The sequence below is a fragment of the Paenibacillus sp. ACRRY genome (genome assembly GCF_022346995.1).
GTDB lineage: Bacteria > Bacillota > Bacilli > Paenibacillales > Paenibacillaceae > Paenibacillus.
Genome location: NZ_JAKRNM010000005.1, coordinates 306,669 through 318,050, shown reverse-complemented (window position 1 = coordinate 318,050; position 11,382 = coordinate 306,669). Strand labels below are relative to the sequence as shown.

Below are 11,382 nucleotides of genomic sequence, written 5' to 3'. Positions count from 1 at the left end.
CTGCAGCATCTGTCTTCAGAGCCCAGCTGCTGCCTATCTTTCTTCTATATGAATACAATAAATGAATAAAATTTCATTAGGTACAACAGTACTTTATTATTCTATTTTATCATATCGTCCGGGGGCACGCCCATACAATAGGAGTACAAGCCGCTCCCCCTGTTTCGGACCACTGACAGGAGGTGCGCTGCTGGGTCTGAAAGGGGTGTTTGCGGGTGAGTACATTTTTATCCAAAGCCATTCTTGATTTCTTTATTGCGTTTGGTATCGTGCTGGGCGGTGCGATGATCGGAGGAATTGGTGCTGTTATCTCTCTCCAGCCTCCGACTCAGACGATGCTTGATATTTCCGGCAAAATCAAGATATGGGCACTTGCAGCCGCAGTTGGGGGCACCATTGATCCGATGAGGGTCATTGAGAGCAACTTTCTCGACGGCAACCTGTCGCCTGCGGTCAAGCAAATTTTGTACCTGATCTCGGCCTTTATGGGCGCTCATATGGGAACCGAACTCGTAAAATGGGTATGCGGCGGAGGGCGGGGTTAATATGACTTCGGGACTGAGCCCATGAGGATTCCGCCTTTTTCACGCTACCGCCCGCTTATGCGCATGACAGCCGTGTTTGTCCTGGGAATGATCGCGGGAAGCATCGTATACAACGGTGTATATCACCTGAGCTATAACAAACTCTGGCTAACCAATCAGGAATTGCAGCTCCAGCTGCATCAGAATGAGGAGGATATCAAAACACTGAAAAAATACAGTAAACGGCAGACCGTCATTAAGGAAATTAAGGTGCGAGCCGAAGAGTCTGACAAAGGTCCTGACGAGGCATCACTTAAAATCATGCTGCAGAAGCTGGGGGACGAGCTTGAAGTTCTTCGCGGGCGTGATGTATTTAATATCGATGAGTACAGCAAAATGACACGCATCATGTTGAACCAGAAAGTATACACAGTCAGAGAAAAAGAATACACCGTTCAGGTCAAAACGATGCTTGTTATGGAAGGCGTACTTCAGGTTTGGGTACAAATTCGGATGCACGTTCCAGCTTAACCACTGGGAAGCAGTTAGAAAAAACTGCCCCTTGTCCTTGGCTCGCATGGTACAATAAGGGCAGTAAATGCTTTCCAGAAAAGGAGCTGCTCATTCGTGTTGATTGATGTTCTCAAGTATGTCCTGATCGCCATTTTTGCTCTAGCCATGGTCTGCTCGGCTCTGAACAGCATTCGTTCGCACCGGGCCGCGAGTGCCGCTGACGCTGGCCTCTACCGCTCGTGGACCAACATCTGGATGGGTGGCATGCTGATTGTATTGTCCATAATCCTCATGTTTGTCTTCACCGGATCGAGCCTCTCCATTGTTGTGGAAGCGCTCTTTCTGATTATCGGCGCCTACAATTTATTCGCCGGTTTGCGCAACCGCAGCTACTTTGCTCGTCTACGGGAGCACAGCGGAAATCAGTCAGGCAGCGCGTCCAGGCAGTCTGTTTAATACACGTATTTATAACTTATCTGCAGCGAAAAGAGGATATCCACTCATCGATACATGTCTGAATGCCGGCTGTGAACAGCGGTTCGACATGACAACAGTGGTGGATATCCTCTTTGTTATATATGGAGCAGTGATTCACAAAACACCTGAACTAGCCGTGGTCAATGGACTGCAGTGTCATGACTGCTTTGCATACGACATTTCCTTCACGGGTAATGACAATGTCCATTTTGCAGGTTCGGCGGCTCGTCTCCAGAATGACGGGTCGAACCAGAATCTGATCCTCAATCTGCACCGGATGAACAAAATACGTTGTCACATTATCCACGACATAATCATTTCCCGTCACGTCCCAGGCAGCCCGCCGTCCCGCCTGCGTCATGACGTTCAGCAGCACCCCTTCAGAGATCGTGCCTAGGTCTGTCGCCATCTGCGGAATAATGAATCCATGAAACATCAATTCATTCTGTTCTCCGCGTTCCTCTGCGAACCCATTCCAGATCAGATGATCAAAGGTCTCGCCGAGCTGCGGCTGCTTCTGCGCGTCGCGCATGGCCTGCAGTACTTCCTTCCGCGTAATGGAGGCAATCAACTTCCGATTGCGATCCACAATGGGTAGAAAATCAATGCCTTCCCAAGTCATGATCTGCGCGGCAGAAGCCAGTGAGGTTTGCAGTGAGGCTGTAACCGGGCGGCGAACGACGCATTTCTCAATGCTCTGCTCTTCCAGAAGTTCGCTTACATCCTTCAGGCTGACAATACCGATAACCCGATTCCATTCGTCAACTACCGGGAAGCGATGATCTCCCGTTTCGGCAACCAGCTTGTGAAAATCAGCAGCAGAACTGGTGACCTTGAGCACTTGAAGACGGGGCTTCTGACCGATAATATCCTCCACAAGCATGATTTTTTTCTTGATCAATCGGTCAAAGATTGCTCGGTTAATCATCGAAGCCACGGTGAATGTATCATGTCTGGAAGAAATAATCGGCAGTCCCAGTTCGTCTGCCAGCAATCTGACTTCACGACTTGTGCTGAATCCACCGGTAATGAGTACACCCGCTCCCTGCTCAAGCGCGAGCGAATGGGCATTATCCCGGTTACCTACAATAAGCAGACTTCCAGCATCTATATAACGGGCCATGGCCTGCTCTTTCATCGCACCAATCACATACTTGTGGAGCGGTTTGGCCAAGCCATCACTTCCTCCGAGCACATGACCTTCCACGATGGTGACCACATCGGCAAAGGTCAGCTGTTCTGACATGCCGCGCGGTCTCTTTTCGATACGTACCGTTCCGATCCGTTCCTTGGTCACCACCAGCCCGAAGTTCTCTGCTTCCTTGACTGCCCGATAGGCTGTCCCTTCACTTACGCCGAGCTCCCTTGCCAGGCCACGAACCGATATTTTACTGCCGACTTTTAACTGCTCGATATGCTGCAGCAGCTGCTCGTGCTTCGTCACGTTCTCTTCCTGTCCGTCCATCTGTACCACCCCCGAAGATGCATCTGTACTATTCTGTATCTATTATAACACGCTCCGAGGAAAATAACCCCATTCCCCGCTCTTCGTTTATCAACGTAAAAAGACCGATGATCCATCGGATTGAAGGATCATCGGTCTAAGAATTCTGTCCTGGCGCCTTGATGCAAGGCTTATACAGACTTGCTCTGCTCCTGCTTGTCCACCAGCTTCATCTCCCACTGCCGCAGCTTGGCCCGGCGAACCGCTTCCAGTGCACGCTTCTTCTCTTCATCTACACCGAGAATGAAATGAAGGTGCGCACCAATGATTAATAGGGAGAACAGCACCCATACGATGCCAAAAATATTAACCCAGTCCATTCCACCAGCGAAGGAAATTCGCGGCAGCGCGATAACCAGCATTGACAGCGCGATAAGCAGATAGATCACATGTTTTGCCTTTTTCAACCTTTTCACCATACACAGCTCCTTCGTTCTTGATCGACTCTATATGTCTAGTCTATGAACGGGAACTGTGCAATATGAAAGATTCAGACAAATAACCTGTGAAACGTCTTACGCCTCAGCACCGCCATACAGATGGCCCAGGCTGTCAGCAATAATTTTGTTCACATCTTCAATGATTACGCTCAGACGACGCTCAGCATCAAATAGGCGACGGATGTTGAGATTCAGGCTCAGTACCTCAAACAGCTTCTCCATTTTCTCCATCTCGTCCGGTGCCGGCATGTCGCCGCTCATCATGCGCTGTTGCAATTCCATTTGTTGATCACGAAAGCTGTCCAGCATGCGTTTTGCCTCTGGATCAGCTTCGATCAGCTTCATCGCGGAAGTAATTTCTTCCACCTCGCTGCTTTCTCTCAGTGCTTTGGCCAGATCATTGGCTTTGTCATAAATATTCACTATTATTCCTCCTCAATTTGGATTGTTCTGCTGCTATTCATTCATTCCCTCATTTTTCTCGTCGCAACGTTCACCCGTGTTTATACACGCATTTCTCTTCTCTCAAACATTGGCTGACCCGAACAGGTCATCGATTCCGATGCCAAATCAATTGCATTTAATCCTAATGGGTCAATCACCAAGGGGTATATGTCCTCATATGATGAAGCACATGCCATGTTCAGATGCCGTTCAACTTCGAGATCAGACATCAAGTTGCCGCCCGGAAGGAGATCCGTGATGTCCACTAAAAAAGTAACGATTCAGGTTACCGGCTCGGGCATCCTGCAGGACGACGTCATCATGCTGGGCGAAGGGGTGCTCAAGGCCCTTAAAATCCCTTCGGGAAGGCCGCTTCAGCTACAATTCGGCTCTTACCGCCGTGAAGTCACCGTTATTCCGGTTCCCAGATATGACGGCCTTCGCATCAATCAGACGGTAGCCAGCAAGACCGGCCTGGTTCCCCGTTCGGTCCTGAGTGTATCCTATCGTTCAGCCAGCCGTACGCTGCGCCTTGGACCCTTCATCAGTGTGCTGGTAAGCCAGGATTATCCCGATCAGCCCGATCGGCCCTTTGGCTCCATCACGATGTTCTGTCATGAGCTGGTGAACGCCTGCCGTAAGCAGGGCGCCTATGTATCCTTTTTCACACCAGAGGATATCGGAGCGGTAACGGGTCATATTCAGGGCTGGGTGTATGATGACGGCTGGAAAAAGACGGTTCTGCCCATTGCAGACGTCGTCAATAACAGGCTGACATCCCGTAAGCTTGAGAACAAACCTAGCGTACAGCATTTCATGAAAGAAGTAAAATCTCTCTACGGCACACAAACCTTTAATGAAAAGTTCCTGGACAAAAATGAAGTGTTTGATGCCTTGAAGTCCATTACAACGCTCAAAAGGGTCCTGCCGGAGTCTCATCTGCTGAAGTCCTCTGCCACGCTCAAAACGATGTGCACCCGGTATCCGGTTGTATTTCTCAAGCCTGTGCGAGGTTCGCTTGGCAAAGGAATCATCCGAGTCTCCCGTCAAATTGACGGCAGTTTCCTTACACTCGCAACCAGTGTAGGGGGCACCCGCAAACAAACGTATACTTCCCTGGATAAACTCTATGCCAGTCTGTCCGGAAAAATGAAAACGACGCGATACCAGATCCAGCAAGGCCTATCTCTCATCGATAACAGCGGCAGGCCCGTCGATTTCCGTGCCCTCGTACAAAAAAACAGATCAGGCAAATGGAGTGTTACATCCATCGTAGCCCGCATTGCCGGAGGCAGCCACTATGTATCGAATCTAGCCCGGGGCGGAAGCCTCAGTACCGTTAAGGAGGCCGTGGCCAAAACCCAGCTTCCCGGATCAGCCAAAGCCTCAGCTTATACAAATCTTCATACGGCAGCGCTCGACATTGCCAAAGGAATTGAGCATGCAATCCCTGCCCATTTCGGTGAACTTGGGATTGATCTTGCGATGGACACCACTGGTCGTGTCTGGCTGCTCGAGGTTAATTCGAAACCGTCCAAGAATGACAATACGCCACTGAGCGAGAGTAAGATCCGGCCCTCTGTCAAAGCCATGCTGGAATACTCCACGTATCTGGCCGGATTCTGAAGAGTGATCCATTACAGGAGGTGCATTCCGATGTCATCATCGCCGCAAACATCAACCATAGCCATCCTGGTCCGTGGTGCAGAAGGATCACCGCCGTTTTCGGATGAACTCTTTTGCCGCCGTCTCAGTTTGGAAAGTCATCGTTATGACCTGAATATCATCGTGCTGCCCATATCCGGCGATAGAGATAACCCTCTACCAGAAAAAGGATATATTTACCGTAACGGACAATGGAAAACAGCTCCTGTTCACGGGGTGCAGATGCTAATGGATCGGTGCCTGCTGCCACTCCCAAGACAATGGAGACAGCAGCTTCATGAACTTGCTTTATCCGGCAGCGGGCACATCAGACCGTATTGGTCTGTTTCCCTCCCGGGTAAATGGAAAGTCCACCGGGCATTGTCTCGCGACAAACAGCTGAGCAAACTTCTCGTCCCCACCGTACTCCTTCAACCTCATGCTCCATGGGAGCACTGGCTGAAACGATGGCCCAAGGGACTTTTCTTCAAGCCCGTTTCAGGAACCCATGGCAAGGAAACGTTTCGTCTCACCCAAGGAAAAGATACACCCACATGGGTTATTGAAGGCAGAGATCAGGACAATGAACGTTTTCAGCGTACATTCTATACACGTCATGCGCTCTCAACCTGGCTTGAATCCAGGATTGCCAGTCGCCGGATGATCATGCAGCCATACTTGGACCTGAGTCATGATGGGCATCCATTCGACATCCGGGCCCTGGTGCAAAAAAACAAAAACGGACGCTGGACCCTGACGGGATGTATGGTTCGTGAAGGTGCCGAGGGCTCCCTTACCTCCAATTTGCATGGCGGAGGAAGGGCGTATCCAGCCCACTCTTATCTTATCGATCGATACGGAAGTATGCGTGCCAACACCATTCTAGAAGGGATCAACCATGCTGCTGCTCTAATCCCTCCCTTGCTGGAGGGGCAATTCGGCAGACTTGCTGAATTGGGACTGGATTTTGGAGCAGATTCGACAGGTCGTCTCTGGCTGCTGGAGGTCAATTCGAAGCCAGGGCGCTCTTCATTCGCAGAGGCAGGCGACCGACACATGCAGACACTGACGTACACCCAGCCGCTTGCCTATGCTCGTTATTTGCTGCAACAACATGTTCTCACGGACGTCGTTCGTCCAATGAAAATCCCGAATACATCCAGCACAGCTGGCCTGAAACCCATCCCGATTCAAGGCGGCTAGGCCCGCAGCGCCCGCTTGCCATGGAGCCGAAGGATTTTTTTCAGGATAGGAGGATAAATCATGAGTTTGACCTTTTGCAATCTGCATTTTACGCAGCAACCGGATAAAGTGGTTTATGTATCCAACGCATTAATGAAAAGTCTGAATCTATCCGGCAAAAAAACGATAAATCTGCGGTTTGGGCGAGACCGGGTGCCTGCAACCATCAAACCGATCAAGAAAGCAGGGAAACATCTCTATCTCGCCTCGGGCATACGCAATCTGATGAACGTTCCCAAGCGGGGCAGCATCTATCTGCGCAACCTGCAAAATGATGAAGTCCAGCTCGGTCCACTGATTGGAGTATTGTCCGACGGACCTGCAACGAGCTCGAATCCGTTTGGCTCCCGTACCGGGTTCATCAAGCAATTGCTCCGTGAAGGCAGCCGCAAATCCTATATCTATGCGTTCACTCCAAGGGATATTAACTGGCAGAATGAAACGGTATCCGGTTTTTTTCTGAACGAAAACGGAAGCTTTGTTCGGAAAACGGTCCCTCTGCCAGACGTTGTTTATAACAGGTTACCCAGCCGCCGTTCCGATTTCTCGCCTGCCATCAATCAACTGAGGGAACGGTTTGTCCGTCGTAAAATTCCATTTTTCAACTGGAGCTTTTTCAATAAATCGGACATCTACAAGCTGCTGGAGAATGATCTTGAAGCAGGTCGGTATATTCCTGAATCGATCACCAATCCGACCGTTGAACAAATGAGAGAAATGCTGGAACGACACCAGTTCGTATATTATAAGCCCACTGCTGGGAGTCTCGGTAACGGAATCTATCGCTTGACCTATTCGCCCAAACGCGGATATTTCGCGCGTTACCGCAAAAAAGGCGGCAATGCCCTTCTGCGCTTCGGCTCCTTCAATGGCTTAATGCGCATGCTTCAGGGCAGGCATGGAAAACAGCTGCGAGGCTATGTCGTACAGCAGGGGATCCGGCTCATTGAGATCGATGAGTGTCCGATTGATTTTCGCTTCCACATGCACAAAAACGGGAGCAATCAATGGGTCGTCGTCGGTATCGGTGCCAAGAAGGCTGGTCGGGGCAGCGTGACTACCCACATCAAAAATGGCGGCTCTCTGATGACCCCTGAACAGGCGCTCAGCCGTAACTTCGGCGAACGTGCGGGAGAAGTGCTTCAGCAGGCCAAATCCGTCGCTATTACACTGGCCCAGGCGATTGAAACCCAGCACCAGCATCTGATTGGTGAGATTGGCTTTGATCTGGGCATTGATCAGGAGGAACATGTATGGATGTTCGAAGCGAACGCCAAACCCGGGCGCTCCATCTTCCGTCACCCTTCACTCCGGGTGGAGGGAAAATCATCGGTGGAGCACATTTTGGAACACTGCCTGTATTTGAGCAAATTCCGGAAGAGGGACGGCATTTGATGAGCCTTCATGATGATTTCAAACCTGTCATTGCCGTGTTGACCATGCACGACGACCACCGGGGATTCAGGGGAAACCATCAAAATTTTCTGGACATTATACAAACAGGCGAAAACATGGGTTATCAGGTGTATATCGTAACTGTAAGAGATCTGAACGTGAGCGGTCCTACGGTTAAGGGCTACACGTATAACAAAGGGAGCGGAAAGTGGACTTCACAGTCCTTCCCTCTCCCTCATGTCCTGTACAATCGAATTCCCTATCGGGAAGATGAGCGAAAGCCCTCCGTTCAGCGGAAAATTGAGGAATGCATGCAATCGGGGATTGAGCTGTATAACCCTTTTTTCTTCAATAAATGGGATCTGTTCGAATGGCTGAAGAAGTCCAAATCTACCCAGCATCTGATCCCTCATACACGCCGGATGCGAAGTGCTACTACGCTGGGTACGGTGCTGCGGGCATTTCCGTATCTATATCTGAAGCCCGAAAGTGGAAAAGCGGGAAAAGGCATAATGATGCTAAAGTTTCAAGAGAAGGAACGTCTGCCGTTCCGGCTCAGAATACAAAGTTCCCGAAAGAGCACCACGTATAAGGCAGCAACACTTGCGAAGTTATGGTCTCGCATTCGCCGGGAAACCGGGCATACGCCTTATATCATGCAGCAAGGAATTGAACTTGCCTCCTCCCGTAAGCGCCCCTTCGATCTGCGCGTTCTGGTACAGAAGAATGGCAAAGGACAGTGGAGTGTAACAGGGGTTGGTGCCAGACTGGCTGGTTCGCGAAGCATTACAACCCACGTTCCACGTGGAGGCAGCGTTGAGGATCCCGAGAAGCTTCTTACCGACCTGTTCGGGGAAGAAACAACCACTACACTAATGAAAAAGGTCAGATCGACATCATTAACCATTGCACGGCAGGTTGAACGAGGCTCTGGCCATACGCTTGGGGAGATGTCTATGGATTTGGGTATCGATGATCTCGGAGAAATCTGGTTCTTCGAAGCCAATGCGAAACCAATGAAATTCGATGAACCCCAGATTCGTAAAAAATCATTGGAGCGCATTTTCCAATATAGCGCCTATCTGGCCCGCCAGTCCAAACGATAATGGAAAGGAATAACAGCTAAAGAAGGTGATTGTTTGTGTCCTCACCTGTTCTAGGCATTATGACGTTGTACTTAAACGAACATCGCGCCTTGGAAGAACGGAGCATCTACCGCAGAATGATCCTTGAAGGACGCAAGCGGGGACTCGACATTTACGTGTTCACACCTGCGGATGTCCATTCCGGAGGCAAACAAATCGAGGCGATGGTCTTCCATTCGGAAAAGGGGTGGTCCAGGGAATGGCGCCCATTTCCGGACATGATCTTCGACCGCTGCCGCATACAGCGAAATCGCAGATTCCAGCAGCTGCTCGCCTTTCGCGAGAAATACGGGCACATGCTTTTCCTAAACAGGCCACTTCGCAATAAATGGACCATACATCAGACCCTTTCGGCAAAATCCGCCTTTCGTGAACATTTGCCGGAGACCGTTCTGTTCCAGGATATGTCTGATGTCAATCGAATGCTTAAAGCTTCTTCGCTGATCTATTTGAAGCCCATAAATGGAACAGGCGGACGAGGAATCCTGCGGATCGAACGCATCAGTAGCGACGCTAACATGGTCCTGGTCCAAGGACGTGATCAGAAACGACGCATCATTACCCCGCGCAAAGTCCATTTATCAAGGCTCGGTTCTCTGCTCCAGCATTGGAACATGAAAGATAAGTATCTGGTTCAGGAAGGTATACAGCTCCAGCTCCCAAACGGTCGTGTACACGATTATCGCATGCTCGTACAGAAGAATGGCGAGGGAGAATGGGAGCTGACCGGTTGTGCTGGACGCATGGGAGCAGAGAAAAGTGTAACATCGAATCTGCATGGCGGCGGCCAGGCCGTTGCTATGCACCGATTGATGAAACAATGGATCGCCGATGAGGAACTGAGAAACGAAATTAATGCTACGGCAGAGAAACTTGGTATTTCAGTAGCCTCATTCCTTGAAGATACGTACGGTGACCTGTGTGAGCTTGCACTGGACTTAGCGATCGACAAGGATGGCCACATCTTCCTGCTTGAAGTGAATCCCAAACCTGCACGTGAAGTATTTGCACGGATTGGTGAGCGGAATATTTATTACAAAGCAATTACTCAGCCGTTGGAATATGCTCTATGGGTGTACCGCAACCGGACGGCTAGTACTCCGAACAAGGTGAAAGTAACCAAACCTGTAACCGGTAAGACCACCGCAGCCCGAAGATCCCGGAAATCAAGATTAAAGTAGCCGCTTCACTAAGGGGCCTGGCCTTTAAGCATCTTACAATCGATACTCATGGCATCACAAAGAGCCTTTATCTCCGCCACGCCCGTTAAACAGGCTTCGGAGATAAAGGCTCTTCCGGTTTTGAACGTTAATCCAGATTGGTTCAAGATGTAGTGCTTGCTATTCGGCTTCTCTGTACAGACGAGTGAGCTCGGTAAAATCAGAGATTAATACATCTGACCCTGCAAGTTCTTCATCACGCCCGAAGCCGGCATATGCACAGCCAATGACCGTCTGTCCATTCATTTTTCCTGCTTCAACGTCGGACGAGCGGTCTCCTACCATCCAGGCATCCTGAATCCGGTGTTTTTCGAGCAGTATTTGCACCAGGTTTACCTTGGAAGGTGTCTGGTATTGTCCTGCACTGTATACACCTTCGAATAAAGGCATAATCTCGTGGGCAAACGCAACCCCTTTGACATAGTCCTCCAGCCCATTACTCGCTACAAACAAACGAACACCTTGTTCCTTAAGGGCTTCAAGCGTCTCTTTTACATGCGGGTAGAGTTGGGAACTTCCCTGATCAAGTCCCTCTATTTCCAATTGAAGCAGCAATTCATCTGCACGACGATGTGCCGCTTCAGAGGCTTCCGGCATGACCACTTTCCATATATCTTCAAGCAGCATACCCAAACTTCCCAGCATCCGTTCCTCAGGAGGGGTCTCCCCTTCGAAGTGTCCCTCGGCACGCAGTGTATCAAAAAGCTTTTGATAAGCAGGCAACAGCAAGGTCTCTGTCTGGAACAACGTTCCGTCCATATCAAAAATCATCGCTTCCGGTTTTCGCAATACGGTCTCTTTACTCATTTTCAGGATCCGTTCCTTTCGGATTGA

The 11,382-nt window shown here is 50.0% G+C and carries 12 protein-coding genes; 8 read left to right on the top strand and 4 right to left on the bottom strand.

Going from position 1 to position 11,382, the window contains the following annotated elements; genetic code table 11:
* Positions 1-215 precede the first annotated feature (215 nt).
* The 3 genes from MH144_RS19855 (at position 216) to MH144_RS19845 (ending at position 1,493) form a co-directional block, all read left to right on the top strand.
* Positions 216-545, top strand: a complete 330-nt coding sequence (locus MH144_RS19855; protein ID WP_090920214.1) for a YtrH family sporulation protein — start codon at positions 216-218, stop codon at positions 543-545.
* A 21-nt stretch (positions 546-566) separates the two neighbouring features.
* Positions 567-1,055: a sporulation membrane protein YtrI gene (locus tag MH144_RS19850; RefSeq protein WP_239303395.1), complete on the top strand. Its 489-nt coding sequence runs from the start codon at positions 567-569 to the stop codon at positions 1,053-1,055.
* A gap of 96 nt (positions 1,056-1,151) precedes the next feature.
* Positions 1,152-1,493, top strand: coding sequence for a YtpI family protein (locus tag MH144_RS19845; RefSeq protein WP_239303393.1), 342 nt, complete (start codon positions 1,152-1,154; stop codon positions 1,491-1,493).
* A 151-nt stretch (positions 1,494-1,644) separates the two neighbouring features.
* Here the strand turns inward: MH144_RS19845 and MH144_RS19840 are convergent, their stop codons facing one another.
* The 3 genes from MH144_RS19840 to MH144_RS19830 form a co-directional block, all read right to left on the bottom strand.
* Complete coding sequence (locus MH144_RS19840) at positions 1,645-2,979, bottom strand: DRTGG domain-containing protein (RefSeq protein WP_239303391.1); 1,335 nt, start codon at positions 2,977-2,979, stop codon at positions 1,645-1,647.
* 170 nt (positions 2,980-3,149) lie between these two features.
* The gene (locus MH144_RS19835) at positions 3,150-3,437 is read right to left on the bottom strand and encodes a hypothetical protein (RefSeq protein ID WP_076289792.1); all 288 of its coding nucleotides are present in this window, start codon (positions 3,435-3,437) and stop codon (positions 3,150-3,152) included.
* Between the two features lie 96 nt (positions 3,438-3,533).
* Positions 3,534-3,881: a YlbF/YmcA family competence regulator gene (locus MH144_RS19830; protein ID WP_095288137.1), complete on the bottom strand. Its 348-nt coding sequence runs from the start codon at positions 3,879-3,881 to the stop codon at positions 3,534-3,536.
* Positions 3,882-4,160: 279 nt separating this feature from the next.
* Here MH144_RS19830 and MH144_RS19825 point away from each other — a divergent pair, with 279 nt between their 5' ends.
* From MH144_RS19825 to MH144_RS19805, 5 genes are read left to right on the top strand one after another with little or no spacing between them, the layout of a single operon-like run.
* Positions 4,161-5,528, top strand: coding sequence for a YheC/YheD family endospore coat-associated protein (locus tag MH144_RS19825; protein WP_239303381.1), 1,368 nt, complete (start codon positions 4,161-4,163; stop codon positions 5,526-5,528).
* A gap of 30 nt (positions 5,529-5,558) precedes the next feature.
* Positions 5,559-6,749: a YheC/YheD family endospore coat-associated protein gene (locus tag MH144_RS19820; protein WP_239303379.1), complete on the top strand. Its 1,191-nt coding sequence runs from the start codon at positions 5,559-5,561 to the stop codon at positions 6,747-6,749.
* A 60-nt stretch (positions 6,750-6,809) separates the two neighbouring features.
* Positions 6,810-8,183: a YheC/YheD family endospore coat-associated protein gene (locus MH144_RS19815; protein WP_239303377.1), complete on the top strand. Its 1,374-nt coding sequence runs from the start codon at positions 6,810-6,812 to the stop codon at positions 8,181-8,183.
* A complete protein-coding gene (locus MH144_RS19810) occupies positions 8,183-9,289 on the top strand; it encodes a YheC/YheD family endospore coat-associated protein (protein ID WP_239303375.1) in 1,107 nt (368 codons plus the stop codon). Before MH144_RS19815 ends, MH144_RS19810 begins: the two co-directional genes overlap by 1 nt.
* A 35-nt stretch (positions 9,290-9,324) precedes the next feature.
* Positions 9,325-10,509, top strand: coding sequence for a YheC/YheD family endospore coat-associated protein (locus MH144_RS19805; RefSeq protein WP_239303373.1), 1,185 nt, complete (start codon positions 9,325-9,327; stop codon positions 10,507-10,509).
* Positions 10,510-10,668: 159 nt separating this feature from the next.
* Here MH144_RS19805 and MH144_RS19800 read toward each other — a convergent pair whose 3' ends face one another.
* Positions 10,669-11,355: an HAD hydrolase-like protein gene (locus MH144_RS19800; protein WP_239303371.1), complete on the bottom strand. Its 687-nt coding sequence runs from the start codon at positions 11,353-11,355 to the stop codon at positions 10,669-10,671.
* Positions 11,356-11,382: the final 27 nt, after the last annotated feature.

Excerpts from the sequence above, each read along its gene's own strand:
- MH144_RS19825 (WP_239303381.1), top strand. The coding sequence starts at position 4,161 with ATGTCCACTAAAAAAGTAACGATTCAGGTTACCGGCTCGGGCATCCTG.
- MH144_RS19840 (WP_239303391.1), bottom strand. The coding sequence starts at position 2,979 with ATGGACGGACAGGAAGAGAACGTGACGAAGCACGAGCAGCTGCTGCAG.
- MH144_RS19820 (WP_239303379.1), top strand. The coding sequence starts at position 5,559 with ATGTCATCATCGCCGCAAACATCAACCATAGCCATCCTGGTCCGTGGT.
- MH144_RS19835 (WP_076289792.1), bottom strand. The coding sequence starts at position 3,437 with ATGGTGAAAAGGTTGAAAAAGGCAAAACATGTGATCTATCTGCTTATC.
- MH144_RS19800 (WP_239303371.1), bottom strand. The coding sequence starts at position 11,355 with ATGAGTAAAGAGACCGTATTGCGAAAACCGGAAGCGATGATTTTTGAT.
- MH144_RS19810 (WP_239303375.1), top strand. The coding sequence starts at position 8,183 with ATGAGCCTTCATGATGATTTCAAACCTGTCATTGCCGTGTTGACCATG.
- MH144_RS19850 (WP_239303395.1), top strand. The coding sequence starts at position 567 with ATGAGGATTCCGCCTTTTTCACGCTACCGCCCGCTTATGCGCATGACA.
- MH144_RS19815 (WP_239303377.1), top strand. The coding sequence starts at position 6,810 with ATGAGTTTGACCTTTTGCAATCTGCATTTTACGCAGCAACCGGATAAA.